Consider the following 17421-nt stretch of genomic DNA (forward strand, 5'->3'; position numbering starts at 1 on the left):
ACATTGGTGCGCACCGTCGGAATGGTACGAGCGAAGGCCAAAATCGGGATGAAGAACCTCGCCTACAACATGCGACGCCTCGTGCAGCTGCGTCGCCTGAACCCGTGCCCGGCGTGACGCAGGGTTCGCCGAAGCCGCGCCGGAGGGAGCAAATCCCTCAACGGCCCGGCGCATCAGCTCCCGAAACCAATCCGAAGTCCCCCGCCAAGCCGCTTCATGCGGGCTTCAGGCCGCAGACCTGCCCACGAACAGCGGAAAACGGTGAAAATTCGAGGTGCCCGCCTGATCCCTCTCAAGCCCCGCAAAGGCGGCTGACTCGAAATCGGCCATCACAGCCGCCTGTTGATCGTCGGAGGGATCATCATCAGCATGGAAGGCGACCACACCGCTGGTATAGCGCCATTTCCGGCTATTGCAGTCGATCAACCGGCGGGTCAGGGCAGGATCGCCTGAAAGAACCTCGGGTAGCACATCCCGCCGAACGGTCTGGCCAGCGATCCGTTTCCGGTCTTCGGTATAGGCGGCGACATCCTCAGCAAGAAGATACTCAGATGCGCGGCATCCTCGCGGCCATCGGCGCGGTGATCGAAAGCCAGACCGTTCACCGCATCGACAGCGGGAAGCGGGCGCCTGACGGCGGGCCCTGGGCACCCTGGTCGCCGGACTATGCACGCTCGCGCTCCGGCGACCATTCGCTTCTGGAGAATGAGGGGCATGTCCGGGACAGCATCGGCTGGCAGTTGCGCGGCGATGACGTGGCCGTTGGCACCAACCTGGTCTATGGGCGCGGTTCATCAGTTCGGCGGTAACGACACGCCGGCACGCCCCTATCTGGGCCTCTCCGGCGAGAACCGCGACGAGATCGAGCGGCTGGTGGCCACTGGCCTGGAAGACCTCCTGTGACGGGCGCGACCGTTCAACCGCCCGTTCAAGGCTGCGTGACGGCCGACGAACTGACCGAGATCGACGTGGCACTTGCAGAGATATCCGTGTTGCGCGGCACGCTCACCCGGCTTGAAGCCTCGCTTGAACAGCTGCGCGGCGCGGCACTGCAACATTCCCTGTCACAGCTTCCGGCCTGCGAGGTGCCGCCGACCGAGCATCGCCGCGCCCACCGCTCGGGCCGCCCAGCGATCATCGACACCGATCCCGAGCTGCAAGCCTTCATCCTCGCCCGCCTCGACCGGCTGACCTATCATCAGGTCGCCGCCGCCATCGCCGAACACTTCCCGCCCGACCGCCATATCAGCCACGCCACCGTCCATCGGTGAGCGCAGAAACGCCGCTAACCCACCTTGCGACGGCCCGTGACGATATCGGATAAGCGCGAGAAGTTTATGGGTCTTAACGCATCAAATGCCAGAATAATTGGTTACATGCTAAAATAACTGGTTACAGAACACTGCCCCGGAAAGAACCTGAGCGAGAGGGGCCCCCCTTTCCCAAACCGGCCGGGGCTCAGCGCCGCGCCAGCTTCTGCTCGATATAGTCGCGCAATTCCTCGACCTCGACGCGGCTCTCGCGCAGCCCGTCCATCGCTGCCTGCAATTCCTCTTCCGCGCCGGCAAGGCGGCTGGCCAGATCCGCTTCGCGCTCTTCCAGCCGGGCGACGGCGGTGTCGCGGGCCTCTTCGGCGTCATGCAACTGTTGGGCCATGTGATCCAGTTCGCTCATGCTGGCGCGGGTGGGGCGGAACAGGCGATGGACCAGCCAGCTGGCAAACCAACCCAGCACGAAGGCGGCAAACAGGATGATCGCGGTGACGGTGATGAATTCGGTCCGGTTCATTCGATGTCGCCTGAGCCTTCTGCCTGGGCCGCGCCCGCCTCGTCCTCGGGGCGGGGTTCCGGGCGCGGCGTGTTCTCGTCCGGGGTCTGCACCGGCAGCGTAATGTTTTCCTCGCGCTCGTCCAGCGTCAGGAACTCTTCGCTGACTCCGACCGTCGCCGGGGCGATCAGCGGCCCGTTGATGATGGTCGGGACGGGCGGTCCCTCGAATTGCAGCGCCGTGGGCACGGGGCCTTCCGGCTTCTCGGTAGGCGCCGGCGCGTCCGCGGCGGCTGCGCCTGCCGGGACAACCCTGGTCACGCCCGCCAGCCTGACCGGTTCGGCCAGCGGCTGGCTGCGGACCGGGTGATCCGAGAGCAGACGGAACTCGATCCGGCGATTTTCCTCGCGGCCTTCCTCGCTGTCATTTCCGGCGATGGGCTGGCTTTCGCCATATCCGCGCGCGGTCATGTTGACGGTGTCGATCCCGGCCTCGGTCATCGCCACGACCAATGCCTGCGCCCGTGCGCGGGACAGGTCGGCATTGAAGCCTTCGGAGCCCTGCGCATCGGTATGCCCGCCGGCTTCCAGCCGGAAGTCGGTGCAGTTCGTCATTACCCCGGCGATGCGCTCCAGCGTCGGGGCGGGATCGCCGGCGATGGTGGATTTGCTGGGCTCGAACCCGATCTCGGATTCCGACAGGATGATGTTCAGCTGGCGGATGCATTCTTCGCCATCGGGCAGATCCAGCGCCGGGTCCAGTCGCCGGTCGTAGCGGATCGACAGATCATAGCGCGCGCCCGGTCCCAGCCGGTCGGCCAAGGTGGCGGCGGTGCGTTCGGCGGCATCCGGGTCGCCCGAGACGCCCGACAGGCGGATCAGGTCGGGCGAGACCTCGGCCGTGCCGCTGGCAAGGTTGTCCATCGCCTCCAGCGCGCCGATCACCCGCACCGTCCAGCCGCCCGGCACGTCATCGTCGCTGCTCAGGCTGCTCTGGACCGAGAGAAAGCGCGAGCGGGCAAAGCTGTCCACCGCCTCGCGCATCTGCTCATCCGCGATCCGGCCGCGCATCGACAGGTTGCTGTCCCCGACCAGCGAGGCGACGAATTCCGGCGGGCCGTGTTCGGCCTCCTCGGCGCGCTCTCTGCGGGCCTGAAGCGAGAAGACCGGCGGCAGGGCGCGTTCCAGCTGTCCCACCACCTCGTCGAAGCGCGCCTCTTCGACCGAGGCTGGCGCGATCAGCGCGATATCGGCATCCGAGATGGTGACCGATCCCAGTCCCAGCCCGGCGACGGCCTCGATGGCGGGAACCACGGCATCCGCCCATTGCTGTGTCGGCGCCCCCAGACCCAGGGTGCAGCCGGGCTTGCCGCCCGCGCCGGCCCGGACCGCCGCATCCAGAATGCGCGCACGCCCGTCCTCGTTATCGGCCGCGCAGGCGTCGAAGCGCGCCCCTTCCTCGTCGATCAGGAAGCGCAGGGTGAAGGGGGCGATGACCGGGCGCGGGGCCGAAATGTCGGTGGTCAGGTCGATCTTCTCGGGACGCGCGCGCTTCAGTTCCGTCTCGATCCGGCCCTTCTCGGCGCGGCTGTCGGCGATCGCGGCGATGCGCACCTCGCCCGGCGCGATCGAGATCTTGGCGCGGGCGGCCATCTGGGCGGCCTGCAGCCCGAAGGCGATGGCGTCGTCCCAATCCTCGGGAACGGCATAGTCGGCGCTTTCCAGAAGGTCGGTGATCTTCGGCGCGGCGGTTTCGCTTTTCAGGTTGCGCAGGATCGCGGTGCGATCGGTCGAGGCGGGCACCAGTCCGATCAGCGAGATCCCGTCGCTGTCGCGCAGCAGTTCGATCTTGAAATCGGGCGGGGTCAGGGCCTCGACCGAGGCGACGGTCATGTCATCCACGATCCGCGAGGAATCGACCGCGATGGCCGCCTGGGTCAGGGCGCGAAAGCGCTCGACCTCGCTGGGGGCGGTGCCGGTGAGATGGACCTGAAGCCCGTCGGCGGACACCTGAACCCAGTCCTGCCCGGCCGTGGCCAGCGCCAGTTTCACATCCTCGCGTGAACGGGTCTCGATGAAGACCGTGGCGGATTGCGCCGCCCACCAGCTCAGGCCGCCGGCCCCGGCCAGTACGATGATGGCCGCCAGTGCGGTGGGGATACGGCTTCGGGACTGCGCCATGCGGGTGAACCGTAATCTGTTGCAGATCGGTTCGGTCTAGCGGCGGCTTGCGCGCCGTGCAATCACGCCAGCCCCGCAATGGCGAGAAACAGGGCGAGAACAAGCCCCGCGTCGCGGTTCGAGCGGAACAGCCTGAGGCAGTTATCGCTTTGATCCGGCGTGAAAATGCGAAGCTGCCACAGCAGATGCGCGGCGAAACCGCCCAGGCCCGCGAAGCCGATCAAGAGATTGCGACCCGTCAGCGAAATGGCCAGCCCCAGCAGCAGCACCGCCAGCAGGGCAAAGCCCGCAAGGATGCGCGGGCTGTTCTCGCCGAACAGGCGGGCGGTGGACTTGACGCCGATCAGCGCGTCGTCCTCGGTATCCTGATGGGCATAGATGGTGTCGTAGAAGATCGTCCAGGCAATCCCGCCCAGCCAGGCGATCACGGGGGCGAGGTCCAGCCGGCCCATATGCGCGGCCCAGGCCAGCATCACCCCCCAGTTGAAGGCGAGGCCCAGAAAGATCTGCGGCCACCATGTGAACCGCTTGGCAAAGGGATAGATCGCCACCAGCGCCAGCGAGGCCACCCCCATCCAGATCGCCGCGCGCCCCAGCGTCAGCAGGATCACGAAACCCAGGAGCCCTTGCGCGATCAGCCACAGATAGGCACCGCGCAGCGTCACCTGACCCGAGGGCAGCGGCCGTGACCGCGTACGGGCGACGCGGGCGTCAATATCGCGGTCGGTGATGTCGTTCCATGTGCAGCCCGCCCCGCGCATGACCAGCGCGCCCAGCCCGCAGGCGATGGCGATCCACAGATCGAACCAGCGGGGCGCGTCGGCCATCATCGCCAGCCCGACACCCCACCAGCAGGGCAGCAGCAGAAGCCATGTCCCGATCGGCCTGTCGGCCCGGCTCAGCCGCAGCCAGGGGCGCCATGACGCGGGGGCGTGGCGGTCCACCCAGTTTCCCGTTGGCGCGTCGATGACGGCATCTGGCCTTTCGGTCTGGCTTTGCATAGCGTGCGGCCCATCATGGCGAAGATCAGGCTGTTCATAGATCACCCGCTGGCTGCGGGACAACCCGTTCCGCTGGAGCCTGCGCAGGCGCATTACCTGTCGGGCGTCATGCGGCTGCAGGCGGGCGAGGTGATTGCGGTCTTCAACGGGCGCGACGGCGAATGGGCGGCGCGCATCGCCGAGATCGGCAAGCGCGGCGGACGGCTGGATGTGCTGGACCAGACCGCGCCGCAGCGCGATCCGCCCGATCTCTGGCTTGTCTTCGCGCCGATCAAGAAGGCCCGCACCGATTTCATCGTCGAGAAGGCCGCCGAACTGGGCGCGGCGCGGATCCTGCCGGTGCGGACCGATTTCACCAATGCCGAGCGGATCCGCCAGGACCGGCTGCAGGCCCATGCCGTCGAGGCGGCCGAACAATGCGGCGGCACCCATGTGCCCGAGGTCTGCGAACTGGTGCCCCTGTCGCGGCTGCTGGACGGCTGGGACGCGGCTCGTCGCATCTTCTGGGCCGACGAGGCGCTGGCCGGACCGGCCGAAACGCTGGCCGGGCTGGCGGCTGGGCCATGGGCGATCCTGATCGGTCCCGAGGGCGGCTTTTCCGCCGCCGAGCGGGCGCGGCTGTCGGCCCTGCCTTTCGTGACCAGGGCCAGCCTCGGGCCGCGGATTCTGCGGGCGGATACGGCTGCCGTCGCGTCAATCGCGCTGTGGCAGGCGGCCCTCGGCGACTGGCGCTGATCCGGGCAGTTCCACAATGATCCGGCCGGGTTCCGCGAACTGACGCCGCGTCGCAGAAACGTGAAAATTTCCAGCAATAGTGCGGTAAACGCATGGCTGCCTTGCCCGGGCAGGGGCTTTAATTCTGCACCTGCACAATCTATCTCTGCTGTATCCGAAACCTGCCCGCTATTCGGGCACCATGACTACAGGTGATATGATGTCGGCCATTGAAACGAACCGCAGCCATGCTGACGGGGGCTTGGGCAATGTCGTCGCACGCGTCGTCGCGCTGGTCGGGGCGTGGAAAGACACGCGCACGACCCGTCGCGAGCTGAGCCGCCTGTCGGATCGCGAGCTGGACGATATCGGTCTGTGCCGCGGCGACATCGGGCGGATTGCGCGCGGCCTCTGAACCAGAGCCGTAAGACGAACGAACCCCCACTGGTCGCAGCGGGGGTTTTTTCATGCCCTCACCCCGGCCGCCGCCGCGCCTCGGCCCGGATATTGAGGTAGTTTCCGCTCAGGATCAGCGCGCCGCCGATCAGGACCAGCGGACCCAGCGGTTCGTCATAGAGCAGCAGGCCGACCACCGCGATCACCGGCAGGCGCAGGAAGTCGAAGGGCATGACCAGCGTCGCCGGCGCCAGCCGCAGCGCCTTGGCGATGCAGAAATGCGCCATCAGCCCGGTGAATCCCAGAATGGCGACCCAGGGCAGAGACGCGGGCGAGGGCAGGGCGATCTGCCCGTCGATCCCGGCACTGGCAAAGCCGAAGATGGTCTGCAGCACCGTCATCCACCACAGGATGCAGATGGTGCTGGCGGTCGCGGTCAGCTTCTTGGTTAGGATATAGGTCAGCCCGAAGCCCACGGCGCAGCCCGCCGCCGCCAGCAGCCCGGCCGAAATCGGTGTCGCCCCGGGCTGCGCGACCAGCAATGTGCCGCCAAAGCCCAGCAGCGCCGCGACGATTCGCGGGCGGGTCAGCCTCTCGCCCAGAAACAGCGGCGACAGGATCAGCACCCACAGGGGCGCGGTGAATTCCAGCGCGAAGACCTGGGCCAGCGGAATGGTGAAGATGGCGTAGAACCACAGGTTCTGGGCGCCGAAATGGACGAGGTTCCGGGTCAGGTGCAGCCCCGGCCGGCGGAGGTCGATATCCTGCCAGCGCCCGCGCAGGGTGGCGATGGCACCGATGATGGCGATGCCGATGGCCGAGCGATAGGCGAGGATCTCGAAGGTATCCAGATCCAGCTTCACCTCGCGCCCGGCCACGGCCATCAGCGTGAACGAGGCGACCGCGCCCATCATCCATGCCGCCGCCAGAAGCGGGTTCTCGGCCTGCCGGAGGGCCGTGGCAACGCTGTCGGCACCCACCTTGGATTCGCTGTCAGATGTCATGTCCCACCGTCCTTCGGCCCCGAGCGTTAGGCGGGATCTGCACGGGATGCAATCTCCGGCGGCGATGCCCGGAAGGCAGGATCAGCCGGCGCGGCTCAGCGTCAGGGTGGACCACTCGCCCAGATCGTCGCGGCGGGCGTTGCCGAAGCCCGCCTGCCGATAGGCCGCGATCACCTCATCCGCCTGTCCGGTCAGGATGCCCGACAGGATGATCCAGCCACCGGGGGCGACATGGCGGGCCATGTCCGGGGCGAGGTCGATCAGCGGCTGTTTCAGGATATTGGCCAGCACCAGATCGAAGGGCGCCGCCCGATCCAGCATCGGATGGTCGAAACCGGCGGCTTCGATGCAGATGACGCGGCCGTCCAGCCCGTTGGCGATGACATTGGCCGCCGCCGTATCCACCGCCACGCGGTCGATATCGCTGGCCAGCACCGTGACCGGCCATATCCGCGCGGCCCCCATCGCCAGAACGGCGGTGCCGCAGCCGATATCGGCGATGCGGCGGGGTTGAAGACCGGTGCCGGCCAGCCGGTCCAGCGCCTCGAGGCAACCCTTGGTGGTGCTGTGATGGCCGGTGCCGAAGGCCATCGCCGCCTCGATGCACAGCGCCTCGGCGCCTTCGGGCACCTTGTCGGCGTCATGGGCGCCGTGGACGAAGAAGCGTCCCGCCTGCACCGGGGTCAGTTCACGCCGGACATGGGCCACCCAGTCGACATCGGGCAATTTCGAAATGGCAAAGGGGTTGGCGCCATGCGCGGCGGCCAGCAACGCCAGCGCCACCTCGTCCGGCGTTTCGGTGAAATATGCCCCCACCTCCCAGCGGCCGGACCCGTCCTCGATCTCGAACACGCCGCTGCCGACGGGTTCGGGTTCCAGCCGTTCGCAGGCTTCGGCGAGGGCCTCTGCGGCGTCGCGGCCGCCGAGATGGGTGAGCGCGGAATAGGTGGGCATCAGCTTGTGTCCGGATTGGGGATGGAGGCCTCTACCCCGGTGCCGGTCGGCTCGCAATGCCCATCGGGGTTCCTTGCCAGATATTGCTGGTCTTCGTCGGGCGCGGGCCAGAACGGCGCCTCGTCGATGATCTGCGTGGTGATCCGGCCGAAGCCATGAACCGCCAGCCGGTTGCCGTAATCGACCTTCGAGGCTTGGGCGGCATGGCGCTGGCTGCCGTTGAAGACCATGATCAGGCTGCGATAGCGGCTGCCGGTGGCATCGTCCTCGCGGTCACCTCCGGTGGGGTCGTGGTTTTCCCAGAACAGCTGCAACAGCCGCTCATAGCTGACCTGCGAGCTGTCGAAGATCACCCGCACCGCCTCGGCATGGTCGGCCCCGCCTGTGCCGGGCGCGTCCGGGCGGGTCTGCCCGCCCGTGAAGCCCGCCTGCGTCAGCCAGACGCCATGCTGGCGCCAGAACACCTGTTCGGCCCCCCAATAGCAACCCATTGCGAACACCGCCCGATCAAAGCCCTGCGGGACCTGTGCGTCCAGCGGGCGATGGAAGACCGCATGCATGGTCATCGTCGCCTCCTTCCGTTGCCTCGGGCGCAACGCATGAACCCGGTTCCGGTTCGCCGGCGGATCACGAATCGGCATTCCCGGCCCCGGCCCGAGGGGGGCCGTGATCCCCTTTGCCTTGACACTACCCGCGGGGATGGGCAGTGCGATAGACCGCCATCAGATGCGCGTCATCGATGCCGGTATAGACCTGCGTGGTGGACAGGCTGGCATGGCCCAGCAATTCCTGGATGGTGCGCAGGTCGCCACCCGCAGCCAGCAGATGCGTGGCGAAGGAATGGCGCAGGGCATGCGGCGTCGCGGTCGGTGGCAGCCCCAGCGATTGCCGCGCCCTTCGCAACGCGGTCTCGATGGCGTCGGGGCGCAGCCGTCCGCCGCGCACACCCCGGAACAGGGCCTGATCGGCGGCCAGCGGCCAGGGACAGAGGCGCAGATATTCGGCCACCGCGGCCTGCCCGACCGGCAGGACCGGGACCTGCCGCTGCTTGCCGCCCTTACCGGTGATGGTCAGCGCCTCGCGGAAGGGCCAGTCGGCGCCGTTCAGCCCAAGCGCTTCGGAAATGCGCAGCCCGCAACCCCAGAGCAGCGTCATCACCGCCACGTCGCGCGCCGCCACCCAGGGCGTGTCATGGCCGAGCGCGACCATGTCCAGCGCGTCCTGCGCCTGATCCGGCGTTAGCGGCCGGGGCAGCGAACGGGCATATTTCGGACTGCGCGTCGCCAGCGCGGCCGACATGTCATGGCCCTCGCGATCCGAGATCCAGCGCAGGAAGCTGCGCACCGCCGATTGCCGCCGGGCCAATGAGCGTGCGCCAAGCCCCCGCGCCCGTTCCGAGGCGGCAAAGCCGCGCATGTCGGATTGCCGCAGCCCGGCCAGCGATTTCGGCGTCGCCGGCGTGCCGTGATGGTGGCCAAGGAAGGACAGGAAGGCCAGCAGGTCGGCCTGATAGGCGGTGATCGTATGGGCCGAGCGGTCGCGGGTCGCGGCCTCGACCTCCAGCCAGCGGGCCAGCGCATCCGCCATGGCGGGCGCCAGCGCCAGCGGGCCGGCGGCGGCGGTCATGCCCGCAGCCGGGCCAACAGCACCAGCCGGAACACCTGTCCGAAGAAACGCAGCAGGTCGGTGCCATGCGCGGGCATGAACCGCTGGGCGTCCGCGCTGCCCATCAGCAGCATGGCGCGAGGCCGCCGGGCGCCCAGATCCAGCGGCAGCAGCGCCTCGGAGGCCAGCGCGCGGCCATGGATCGGCTGGGTGATCGGCGAGGCCGGGCGCAGCACGATGTCGTCGCCGCGCGGCGCCCGCCGCCCGGCCGCCACGATCCGCTCGATCGCACCTGCCGGGGCGATCAGCACATCCTCGGGCAGGTTCGGCAGGACCGGATCGGCCTCGACCACCAGCCGCAGGGTCTCGATCCGCAGCAGCGGCGCGATGTCGGATTGCAGGCTGTCCACCAGTTCGGCCAGATCAACCGCCTCCAGAAGCCCGATCACCGCGCGGTGGACCACCGCCGTGCCCGACTGGTTGTCATAGGCGGTGGCGATCACGCTTTCATGCTGGGCCTCCAGCCGGTCCAGCCGCGTTTCCAGCGCCTCCATCGCGCGGCCGCGGATGTCGATGACATTCGCGCCGTTCTCGTCCTCGCGCGCGGCGACCAGCGCCCGCATCAGATCGCGATCACCCAGAATGGCGCCGGGATCGGCCAGCAGCCTGTCGCGCGTTTTCGGGTCCAGCCCGGGTTCCGGTTCCGTGGCCTGGTCCAGTTCGACCGTCATCCTGCCCCTTTCCGCCGCGCTGTCGCGGCTTGTTCAGCCGATCTTCTGACCGGTCTTTGCCCAGTCCTTATTGAACTGCTCAAGCCCCTTGTCCGTCAAGACATGGTTGGCCATCGACTTGATGACACCCGGAGGTGCTGTAATCACGTCGGTGCCGATCTTGCCCACCTCGATGATATGGTTGACCGACCGGATCGAGGCCGCGAGGATCTGCGTCTCATAGCCGTAATTGTCATAGATTTCACGGATATCCGCGATCAGATCGACCCCGTCCAGATGGATGTCGTCCAGCCGGCCGATGAACGGGCTGATGAAGGTCGCGCCGGCCTTGGCGGCGAGGATCGCCTGCGCGGGCGAAAAGCACAGCGTCACATTCACCATATGGCCGTCCTGCGACAACGCCCGGCAGGCCTTCAGCCCGTCCCAGGTCAGCGGCACCTTGACGGCGATGTTGTCGGCGATCTGCGCCAGGATCTTGCCCTCGCGGATCATGTCCTCGGCCTTTTCGGCCACGACCTCGGCGCTGACCGGACCGTCGACCATCGCGCAGATCTCGCGGGTGACCTCGGTGATGTCGCGCCCGGCCTTGAGGATCAGCGAAGGGTTGGTGGTGACGCCATCCACCATGCCCAGATCGTTCAACTCGCGGATTGCGTCCACATCGGCGGTATCGACGAAGAATTTCATGGCCCGGTTCCTCTGCTTGCGGCTTGGCCCGGGTGATAGCGCAAAAGGTGTCCCGCCGAAAGGGGCTGCGAGGGCGATGGGCGGGCTTGCAACCCGCGCATCCGCGCGGCTTTATCGCGGCGATGCGTGACAGCCTGCCCCGCCATTTCCCCGCCCGCGCCCGGATCGCGGTGCTGACCTGCGAGCCGGTCGGCGTGCTGGACTATCTGGCGCCCGAAGGCGGTGTCCGGCAGGGTCAGCTGGTGCTGGTGCCGTTGGGGCCGCGCCGGGTGCTGGGGCTGGTCTGGGGCGAGGGCGCGGGCGATTTCGACCTGGCGAAGCTGCGCCCGGTCACCCGTGTCATCGAGGCCGAGCCCTTCGCCCCCGGTTTCCTCGATTTCCTGATCCGTGCCGCCGATTACACCCTGACCCCGCCGCCGCTGATGCTGCGGATGGCCACGCGCGCGCCCGATCTGGACCAGCCGCCCGCCGCGCGCCGGGTGATCGTGCCGGCGGGCGATCCACCGCAGCGCATGACCGAGGCCCGCCAGCGCGTGCTGCAGGTGATGGCCGATCACGGCGGCGCCAGTTTCGCGGCCTCGGAACTGGCGCATCTGGCCGGGGTCGGCACCTCGGTCGTCAAGGGCCTCGTCGCGCAGGGCGCCCTGGCCGAGATCGAGGCGCCGCGCGACGCGCCCTATCCGCACCTTGACCCGGCGCGACCCGGCAAGCCCCTGGCCGAGGATCAGCAGGCCGCGGCCGATGCGCTGCGCGCCGCGGTGGGGGCGGGCGGCTATGGCACGACACTGCTGCGTGGTGTCACCGGCTCGGGCAAGACCGAGGTCTATCTGGAGGCCGTGGCCGAATGCCTGCGCGCGGGCCGTCAGGCGCTTGTCCTGCTGCCCGAGATTGCCCTCTCGACCGAGTTTCTGGACCGGGTCGAGGCGCGTTTCGGTGCCCGCCCCGGCGAATGGCACAGCGGCATCACCCGGACCGAACGCCGCCGCCTGTGGCACATCGCGGGCCGGGGCGAGGTCGGGCTGGTGGTCGGCGCACGTTCGGCGCTGTTCCTGCCCTTCCGCGATCTGGGGCTGATCGTCGTCGATGAGGAACACGATGCCAGCTACAAGCAGGAGGATGTGGTCTATTACAGCGCCCGCGACATGGCGGTGCTGCGTGCCTCGATCGCGGGCGCGCAGGTGGTGCTGGCCTCGGCCACGCCCAGCCTTGAAAGCTGGGTGAACGCGGCCAGCGGGAAATATGCGCGGCTGGACCTGCGCGCGCGCTATGGCGAGGCCGAACTGCCCGACATGGCCGCCGTCGATCTGCGCGCCGAGGACATGCCCTCGGGACGCTGGATTTCCCCGACACTGGCACAGGCGGTCGAGGCGCGCATCGTCAGGGGCGAACAGGCGCTGCTGTTCCTCAATCGCCGCGGCTTCGCGCCGGTCACCATCTGCCGCGCCTGCGGCGAGCAGATCGGCTGCCACCAATGCGACGCGCGCATGGTCGAGCACCGTTTCCAGAACCGCCTCGTCTGCCATCAATGCGGCGAGACGCGACCGATCCCCGAAGCCTGCCCCTCCTGCGGCGTTGAGGGCAAGCTGGCGCCCATCGGCCCGGGGGTCGAGCGCATCGCCGAAGAGGTCGCCGCGCGCTTTCCCGATGCGAAGGCCACGGTTCTGTCCTCGGACCTGTTCCAGTCCGCCCGCGCGCTGAAGGAAACGATTGCCGAGCTTGCGCATGGCAGGACCGATATCATCATCGGCACCCAGATCGTCGCCAAGGGCCATAACTTCCCGCGCCTGACGCTGGTTGGCGTGATCGACGCCGATCTGGGGCTGCAGGGCGCCGATCTGCGCGCGGCGGAACGCTCGTTCCAGCTGATGCGGCAGGTGGCGGGGCGCGCGGGGCGGCAATCGGGGCAGGCGCCGGGTCTGGCGCTGCTGCAGACGCATCAGCCCGATCATCCGGTGATCCGCGCGATCCTGTCGGGCGAGGACGAGGCCTTCTGGGATGCCGAGGCCGCCGCCCGTCAGGCGGCCGGGATGCCGCCCTTCGGGCGGCTGGCGGGCATCATCCTGTCGCATCCCGATCTGGGCGTGGTCAGCGATTTCGCCCGGCTGCTGGCGGCCCATGCCGCGCCGCTGCGCGCGGCGGCGGCCGAGCTTTGGGGGCCGGCACCCGCGCCCATCGCCCGGATCCGGGGGCGGCACCGGATGCGCATGCTGATCCGGGCGCCGCGTCAGGCGCCGTTGCAGGCCGCCATCGCCGACTGGCTGGCGCCGCACAAACCGCCCGGCAATCTGCGGCTGGCCGTCGATATCGACCCGCAGAGCTTTTTCTGATCGCGGGTTGACGCAATCGGGGCCAGGCCGGCCCTGCCGAACCGGCAAAGGCGTGCTCCGGGCCCCGGCTTACTCTGCCGCCATCGCCTTTCGGGCCTCGCCGACCTGCCGCGTGATCTGGCCGATATGGCGACCGTCGGTTCCACAGCACCCGCCCCAGACATGGACATGCGGAAAGCGGCGGGAAAGCCCGGCCATCCGGCGGCCGAGGTCCTCGGGATCGCCGTCCTCGAGATGGCCAAGCTTGCACAGCGCCAGGGTGTCCATCGCCACCGCGTTCGGCAGAAAGCCGCCAAGCCGCCGCGTCCAGTCGCCGGGGGTCAGCGCCGGCTCGAACTCGGTCGGATGGGTGCAGTTGATCATGTAATAGGCCGGGGCTGAACCGGTCGCGGCATCGACCTTTTCGATCGCGTCTTCCAGCGTCTCGCCGCCCGCCAGAAGCCCGCCCTGCCGGACGAAGAATGAAATGACCACGGGTATGTCGGCGGCTCTCGCGGCCCGCGCCATGCCGATCGCTTCCTCGACGCTGGACAGGGTGGCCCCGGTGATCAGGTCGGCCCCGGCCGCCTTGAGCGTGTGGATCTGACCCGCATGATAGTCCTCTGCCTCGGCGGCGTCGGGCAGGCGACCGGTATTGTAGGCGTCGCCGCGCGGCCCCAGCATGCCGCCGACGATCATCGGCGTCTCGGGGCTGTCGTATTCGCGGGCGAAGCCCTTGTAGAACTCGATGGCGCGGATGTTGATCTCTTCCAGAGCCTCGGGCGAGAAGCCGATCAACGCGCCCCAGTCCCTGCTGGCGCGATAGTGCAGCCCCTCGCCGATCACGCCAAAGCCGTTTGCCACCGCCGCCTCGACAAGCCTGCGGTGATAGTCCGTCAGGCAGTCGAGGCCGCGCCGGTCGTTGAGAAGTTCGAAGGCGCAGAAATGGCGCAGCTCGAACCCGTCGACATATTGCAGCCAGGTCTCGAAGCCGATGCCCGAGGTCATGTCCCGGCCATTCATCTGTGGAAGACTGCCAGGACCGGACATGTGCCCCTCGCCGACTGGAAGCGTTGATCCTCTTGCGACAAATTAGCATTTGCGCAGGCAACCGTCACGCCCGAACCGCAGCGCCATCGTGCGTCCACGGCCGCACATGTGAAACACCCGCCGCAACAGGGGCGCGGCGGTCCGGTTTGCGGGCCTTCCAGCCTAAACGAAGATGAAATTGTCCACGGCGGCGTCAAGTTCGGCGCCGTCCTGATAGGCCAGGTTGACGATCCGGCCGTCCAGATCGCGGCCGGTATCGGCCTCGTCGAAGGCGGTCTCTGACGTGGCGTGATTGGCCAGCAGATATTCGGCCAAGGCGTCCTGCTCGGTGCCGTCATCGGCGAAGGTCGCGGCGCCGGTCTGCACGCCTGCGTTCAGCAGCCCGGTAAAGTCGAACGCGTCGCCGGTCGGGAAGGGATAGCCGTCTCCACCCGTCGGCAGAAAGCCCAGCGTGACCACGCCGTAATCCTGATCCGGGTTCACCACCTCGCCGTCATCGACCCGAACGTCGCGCACCGCGCCGGTCTCGGGATCGACGAAGACCGCGTCCTCGATCCGGTCGCCAGCAGCGGCAGTCGGGTCAAAGCTGAAGCGGATGCCGCCGATCTGCGGGAATCCAGACCTTGTCGTTCCGGTCGACCCTGACGCCGTTGATCTCGGAGACCTTCAGGCGATTGCTGTCGCCGTCGCTGTCGTTGGCCAGAACGTCGATGACGGTCTTGTTCCTGTCGGCGCGAACGTAATCATCCGCCACCACCGGGGCCTCGTTCGCCGGCTGGCGCAATAGGGGGGCCGTTGCGAGGACAGGTGACGATGCGGTAACCCGGGGATGAAGCTTTTGCGATCCCGCGGCGCTGCGTCAGTTCTTCAGCACGATGCAGCGCCCGCCGACGCGCCTGAGCTTGAGGCAGAAGGCGGCGGCTTCGGATTTGCTGTCATAGCCGACCTGCGCGGTATAGAGCGCGCGCGGCGTGCCGGTCAGCCGCTTGCGGACATAGCCCACGCGCTTGCCCTCGAGGATCGGGCTGAGGCTGCGGTTCAGCCGCGCAACCTGCTGCGCGGCGCCCGAGCGGTTGGGATGGCTGGCGACGATCACGCCCCAGGGGAAGACGCGCGGCTGGACCATGAATTCGCGCAGCGCGCGCTTGCCGGCCAGTTCCTCGCAGGCGGGGCGGAAGTCGAGATCGGGGTTCAGGGCCAGCCGCAGCTCGGCCGTTGCCGGCGGGTTGTCGCGCCAGCGTTGGGCGCTGTGGCCGGTGATCGATTCGACATAGTCGAGCGTCTCGTAGGGCAGGCTCGTCTGCCCGGCAAGAAACCGCGAGGCGCGGTTTTCGCCACCGTTATAGGCGACCGCGGCCATGCCGATATTGCCGAAGGTATCGCGGAGAAAGGCCAGATACCAGGCGGCCTTGTGGATCGCCAGCGCCGGGTTGAAGGGGTCGTGCAGATCATAGAGATCCGCCGTGCCCGGCATGAACTGGGCAATCCCCTGGGCGCCGACGGGGCTGATCGCGCCCGGCTCGAAACGGCTTTCCTTCCACAGCAGGCGCGCAAGGAAATTCGGGTCCAGCCCGCGCTCGACGGCGTTGCGCTCGATCATCTGGCAGACATCGGCGGCATAGTTTTCCAGCCGGATGCAGTCGCGCCCGTCATCGGTGCAGCGCAGCTTGTCGCTCTGTTGCGCGGGCGGGCGACCGTCGATCGCATCCACGCCCGGTTGCGCGAAGCCGGGCTGCAGGGACAGCCCGGAGATCAGCGACAGGATCACAAGGATGCGGCGCACGGGAGGCTCCTTTCCCCGGCCGGCCACCGCCCCGCACGGGCGGCACGGCGTCACTTGGACTTCGTCTTGGCCTTGGCAGCGGCGGGCTTGTCGGCGGCCTTGGCTTTCTTCCGTTCGGCCTTGCGCAGGGCCTTTTCGACCTCTTTCGCGGCCTTCTTCGCAGCCTTGCGGGCGGCGCGTTCAAGGTCCTTCTCGGCCTTGCGGGCGGCCTTGCGGGCCTGCTTCTCGATCTCTTTCGCGGCCTGCTTTTCGGCCTTTCTCGCCGCCCTGCGATCAGCCTCGGTCTGGCGCGTCCCGGCTGCAACTGCCGGAGTGGCGGCCGCGGTCGGCGCGGGTGCGGCCGGCTTGGCCGCCGGCTGCTTCGCGGGGCTGCGTGCGGCCCGTGCCTTGGGCGCTGCATCCGCTGGCGCCGGCTCGGCGGCAGCTGCCTTGGCAGGGGCTGATACGGCGGCGGTTGCGGCGGCAGGCGACTTCTTCACCCGGTGCGGGCCGGTGCGCTGGTCGTCCTTGCGGGCCTCGACGGTCCTGCGGCCGGCCGGGGCGGTTGCGGCCGGTTTGGCTGCTGGCTTCTTCGCGGGGCCGCGTGCGGCCCGTGTCTTGGGTGCTGCATCCGTCGGTGCCGGCTTGGTGGCAGCCGCCTTTGCGGGGGCTGATACGGCGGCGGCCGCGGCGGCAGGCGCCTTCTTCACCCGGCGCGAACCGGTGCGCTGATCGCTCTTGCGGGGCTCTGCGGGCTTGCGGCTGGCGGCTGCCCGGCGTGTCGTGGCCGGCGCGCGCTTGCCCGGTTCCGCCGCCGGCTTTGCGTCCGGGGACGGGGCGGCGGCACGCCTGCGTGACCCGGCCGGTGCCTTGTCCGCAGCAGCAGCCGTCGCGCGGGCCGGCTTCAGGCCGCGTTTGCGCCGTTCGGCCTGAACGCGGGTCAGCGCGGTCTTCAGCAGGGCAGCAGCCGACAACCCGTCCGCTGCAGCGGCAGCGGGTGCCGCGTCTGCGACACGGGTCAGATCGGCGATCAGGGTCATCAGTGCGGCATCGTCCAGCTGACCAAGCTGCGGCTGGCGGCTGGCCCCGGCCAAGGTCCGTTCTGCGCCGCTGAGAAGTTCCTGTTCGCGACTGGCGTAATTCGGCATTCTGTCCCTCTTGTTGGTGTCCGGCACCCGATTTCGCGGGCAGATTGCGTGAAAATGCAGGGATTTGCAATTATAAAGCCTCCGGCTGATGGGCCGGAGGCCAGGGATTCAAGGGC

21 protein-coding genes and 1 pseudogene are annotated in these 17421 nt (G+C 68.4%); 7 read left to right on the top strand and 15 right to left on the bottom strand.

Going from position 1 to position 17421, the window contains the following annotated elements; genetic code table 11:
* Positions 1–117: pseudogene (locus KNW02_RS12040) on the top strand (IS5/IS1182 family transposase); the annotation flags it as partial.
* Between the two features lie 108 nt (positions 118–225).
* On the opposite strand, the gene KNW02_RS12045 reads toward KNW02_RS12040, so the two are convergent.
* Entirely contained in the window at positions 226–426 is a 201-nt protein-coding gene (locus KNW02_RS12045) for a hypothetical protein (RefSeq protein WP_216033523.1), read from the bottom strand.
* A 125-nt stretch (positions 427–551) separates the two neighbouring features.
* On the opposite strand from KNW02_RS12045, the gene KNW02_RS12050 reads away from it, so the two are divergent.
* The 3 genes from KNW02_RS12050 to KNW02_RS12060 are packed head-to-tail and all read left to right on the top strand — an operon-like array spanning position 552 to position 1271.
* A complete protein-coding gene (locus tag KNW02_RS12050; RefSeq protein WP_216033524.1) occupies positions 552–809 on the top strand; it encodes a phage virion morphogenesis family protein in 258 nt (85 codons plus the stop codon).
* The gene (locus tag KNW02_RS21295) at positions 781–903 is read left to right on the top strand and encodes a phage virion morphogenesis family protein (RefSeq protein WP_216033525.1); all 123 of its coding nucleotides are present in this window, start codon (positions 781–783) and stop codon (positions 901–903) included. Before KNW02_RS12050 ends, KNW02_RS21295 begins: the two co-directional genes overlap by 29 nt.
* Positions 904–938: 35 nt before the next feature.
* The gene (locus KNW02_RS12060; RefSeq protein WP_216033526.1) at positions 939–1271 is read left to right on the top strand and encodes a helix-turn-helix domain-containing protein; all 333 of its coding nucleotides are present in this window, start codon (positions 939–941) and stop codon (positions 1269–1271) included.
* A gap of 187 nt (positions 1272–1458) precedes the next feature.
* Here the strand turns inward: KNW02_RS12060 and KNW02_RS12065 are convergent, their stop codons facing one another.
* The 3 genes from KNW02_RS12065 to ubiA all read right to left on the bottom strand — a co-directional run bounded on the left by KNW02_RS12065 (position 1459) and on the right by ubiA (position 4948).
* Positions 1459–1788, bottom strand: coding sequence for a hypothetical protein (locus tag KNW02_RS12065; RefSeq protein ID WP_216033527.1), 330 nt, complete (start codon positions 1786–1788; stop codon positions 1459–1461).
* Complete coding sequence (locus KNW02_RS12070; RefSeq protein ID WP_216033528.1) at positions 1785–3947, bottom strand: OmpA family protein; 2163 nt, start codon at positions 3945–3947, stop codon at positions 1785–1787. The genes KNW02_RS12065 and KNW02_RS12070 overlap by 4 nt, the downstream gene beginning before the upstream one ends.
* A gap of 62 nt (positions 3948–4009) precedes the next feature.
* Positions 4010–4948 carry a 4-hydroxybenzoate octaprenyltransferase gene (gene ubiA, locus KNW02_RS12075; RefSeq protein ID WP_216033529.1) on the bottom strand — a complete coding sequence of 313 codons (939 nt, stop codon included), beginning with the start codon at positions 4946–4948 and terminating at the stop codon, positions 4010–4012.
* Between the two features lie 15 nt (positions 4949–4963).
* On the opposite strand from ubiA, the gene KNW02_RS12080 reads away from it, so the two are divergent.
* Together KNW02_RS12080 and KNW02_RS12085 are read left to right on the top strand one after the other, a co-directional pair.
* Positions 4964–5683, top strand: a complete 720-nt coding sequence (locus KNW02_RS12080) for a 16S rRNA (uracil(1498)-N(3))-methyltransferase (RefSeq protein ID WP_216033530.1) — start codon at positions 4964–4966, stop codon at positions 5681–5683.
* A 199-nt stretch (positions 5684–5882) separates the two neighbouring features.
* Positions 5883–6077 (top strand): DUF1127 domain-containing protein, encoded by a 195-nt coding sequence (locus KNW02_RS12085; protein ID WP_216033531.1) that lies wholly within the window; start codon positions 5883–5885, stop codon positions 6075–6077.
* Between the two features lie 58 nt (positions 6078–6135).
* Here KNW02_RS12085 and KNW02_RS12090 read toward each other — a convergent pair whose 3' ends face one another.
* The 6 genes from KNW02_RS12090 to fsa all read right to left on the bottom strand — a co-directional run bounded on the left by KNW02_RS12090 (position 6136) and on the right by fsa (position 11039).
* The gene (locus KNW02_RS12090; RefSeq protein WP_216033577.1) at positions 6136–6972 is read right to left on the bottom strand and encodes a DMT family transporter; all 837 of its coding nucleotides are present in this window, start codon (positions 6970–6972) and stop codon (positions 6136–6138) included.
* Positions 6973–7143: 171 nt separating this feature from the next.
* Positions 7144–8016 carry a 50S ribosomal protein L11 methyltransferase gene (locus KNW02_RS12095; protein ID WP_216033532.1) on the bottom strand — a complete coding sequence of 291 codons (873 nt, stop codon included), beginning with the start codon at positions 8014–8016 and terminating at the stop codon, positions 7144–7146.
* Positions 8016–8582 carry a peptide-methionine (S)-S-oxide reductase MsrA gene (gene msrA, locus KNW02_RS12100; RefSeq protein ID WP_216033533.1) on the bottom strand — a complete coding sequence of 189 codons (567 nt, stop codon included), beginning with the start codon at positions 8580–8582 and terminating at the stop codon, positions 8016–8018. The genes KNW02_RS12095 and msrA overlap by 1 nt, the downstream gene beginning before the upstream one ends.
* 121 nt (positions 8583–8703) lie before the next feature.
* Positions 8704–9642 carry a tyrosine recombinase XerC gene (locus KNW02_RS12105; RefSeq protein ID WP_216033534.1) on the bottom strand — a complete coding sequence of 313 codons (939 nt, stop codon included), beginning with the start codon at positions 9640–9642 and terminating at the stop codon, positions 8704–8706.
* Complete coding sequence (locus tag KNW02_RS12110) at positions 9639–10352, bottom strand: DUF484 family protein (protein WP_216033535.1); 714 nt, start codon at positions 10350–10352, stop codon at positions 9639–9641. Before KNW02_RS12110 ends, KNW02_RS12105 begins: the two co-directional genes overlap by 4 nt.
* Before the next feature lie 33 nt (positions 10353–10385).
* Positions 10386–11039 (bottom strand): fructose-6-phosphate aldolase, encoded by a 654-nt coding sequence (fsa, locus tag KNW02_RS12115; RefSeq protein WP_216033536.1) that lies wholly within the window; start codon positions 11037–11039, stop codon positions 10386–10388.
* A 122-nt stretch (positions 11040–11161) separates the two neighbouring features.
* Between fsa and KNW02_RS12120 the strand changes: the two genes are divergently transcribed.
* Entirely contained in the window at positions 11162–13366 is a 2205-nt protein-coding gene (locus KNW02_RS12120) for a primosomal protein N' (RefSeq protein WP_216033578.1), read from the top strand.
* Between the two features lie 69 nt (positions 13367–13435).
* Here the strand turns inward: KNW02_RS12120 and KNW02_RS12125 are convergent, their stop codons facing one another.
* From KNW02_RS12125 to KNW02_RS12145, 5 genes are all read right to left on the bottom strand, one after another.
* Positions 13436–14353: a homocysteine S-methyltransferase family protein gene (locus tag KNW02_RS12125; RefSeq protein WP_216033537.1), complete on the bottom strand. Its 918-nt coding sequence runs from the start codon at positions 14351–14353 to the stop codon at positions 13436–13438.
* Positions 14354–14557: 204 nt separating this feature from the next.
* Positions 14558–15001, bottom strand: a complete 444-nt coding sequence (locus KNW02_RS12130) for a 5'-nucleotidase C-terminal domain-containing protein (RefSeq protein ID WP_216033579.1) — start codon at positions 14999–15001, stop codon at positions 14558–14560.
* Positions 14976–15179, bottom strand: a complete 204-nt coding sequence (locus KNW02_RS12135; protein WP_216033538.1) for an Ig-like domain-containing protein — start codon at positions 15177–15179, stop codon at positions 14976–14978. The genes KNW02_RS12130 and KNW02_RS12135 overlap by 26 nt, the downstream gene beginning before the upstream one ends.
* Positions 15180–15254: 75 nt before the next feature.
* Positions 15255–16178 carry a transglycosylase SLT domain-containing protein gene (locus KNW02_RS12140; RefSeq protein ID WP_216033539.1) on the bottom strand — a complete coding sequence of 308 codons (924 nt, stop codon included), beginning with the start codon at positions 16176–16178 and terminating at the stop codon, positions 15255–15257.
* 50 nt (positions 16179–16228) lie between these two features.
* On the bottom strand, positions 16229–17305 hold the full coding sequence (locus KNW02_RS12145) for a hypothetical protein (protein WP_216033540.1): 1077 nt from the start codon (positions 17303–17305) through the stop codon (positions 16229–16231).
* Between the last annotated feature and the right edge of the window lie 116 nt (positions 17306–17421).

The sequence above is a fragment of the Paracoccus marinaquae genome, assembly GCF_018860165.1.
GTDB lineage: Bacteria > Pseudomonadota > Alphaproteobacteria > Rhodobacterales > Rhodobacteraceae > Paracoccus > Paracoccus marinaquae.

Excerpts from the sequence above, each read along its gene's own strand:
- KNW02_RS12050 (WP_216033524.1), top strand. The coding sequence starts at position 552 with ATGCGCGGCATCCTCGCGGCCATCGGCGCGGTGATCGAAAGCCAGACC.
- KNW02_RS21295 (WP_216033525.1), top strand. The coding sequence starts at position 781 with ATGGGCGCGGTTCATCAGTTCGGCGGTAACGACACGCCGGCACGCCCC.
- KNW02_RS12065 (WP_216033527.1), bottom strand. The coding sequence starts at position 1,788 with ATGAACCGGACCGAATTCATCACCGTCACCGCGATCATCCTGTTTGCC.
- KNW02_RS12070 (WP_216033528.1), bottom strand. The coding sequence starts at position 3,947 with ATGGCGCAGTCCCGAAGCCGTATCCCCACCGCACTGGCGGCCATCATC.
- ubiA (WP_216033529.1), bottom strand. The coding sequence starts at position 4,948 with ATGCAAAGCCAGACCGAAAGGCCAGATGCCGTCATCGACGCGCCAACG.
- KNW02_RS12080 (WP_216033530.1), top strand. The coding sequence starts at position 4,964 with ATGGCGAAGATCAGGCTGTTCATAGATCACCCGCTGGCTGCGGGACAA.
- KNW02_RS12085 (WP_216033531.1), top strand. The coding sequence starts at position 5,883 with ATGTCGGCCATTGAAACGAACCGCAGCCATGCTGACGGGGGCTTGGGC.
- KNW02_RS12090 (WP_216033577.1), bottom strand. The coding sequence starts at position 6,972 with ATGATGGGCGCGGTCGCCTCGTTCACGCTGATGGCCGTGGCCGGGCGC.
- KNW02_RS12095 (WP_216033532.1), bottom strand. The coding sequence starts at position 8,016 with ATGCCCACCTATTCCGCGCTCACCCATCTCGGCGGCCGCGACGCCGCA.
- msrA (WP_216033533.1), bottom strand. The coding sequence starts at position 8,582 with ATGACCATGCATGCGGTCTTCCATCGCCCGCTGGACGCACAGGTCCCG.
- KNW02_RS12105 (WP_216033534.1), bottom strand. The coding sequence starts at position 9,642 with ATGACCGCCGCCGCCGGCCCGCTGGCGCTGGCGCCCGCCATGGCGGAT.
- KNW02_RS12110 (WP_216033535.1), bottom strand. The coding sequence starts at position 10,352 with ATGACGGTCGAACTGGACCAGGCCACGGAACCGGAACCCGGGCTGGAC.
- fsa (WP_216033536.1), bottom strand. The coding sequence starts at position 11,039 with ATGAAATTCTTCGTCGATACCGCCGATGTGGACGCAATCCGCGAGTTG.
- KNW02_RS12120 (WP_216033578.1), top strand. The coding sequence starts at position 11,162 with ATGCGTGACAGCCTGCCCCGCCATTTCCCCGCCCGCGCCCGGATCGCG.
- KNW02_RS12125 (WP_216033537.1), bottom strand. The coding sequence starts at position 14,353 with ATGACCTCGGGCATCGGCTTCGAGACCTGGCTGCAATATGTCGACGGG.
- KNW02_RS12145 (WP_216033540.1), bottom strand. The coding sequence starts at position 17,305 with ATGCCGAATTACGCCAGTCGCGAACAGGAACTTCTCAGCGGCGCAGAA.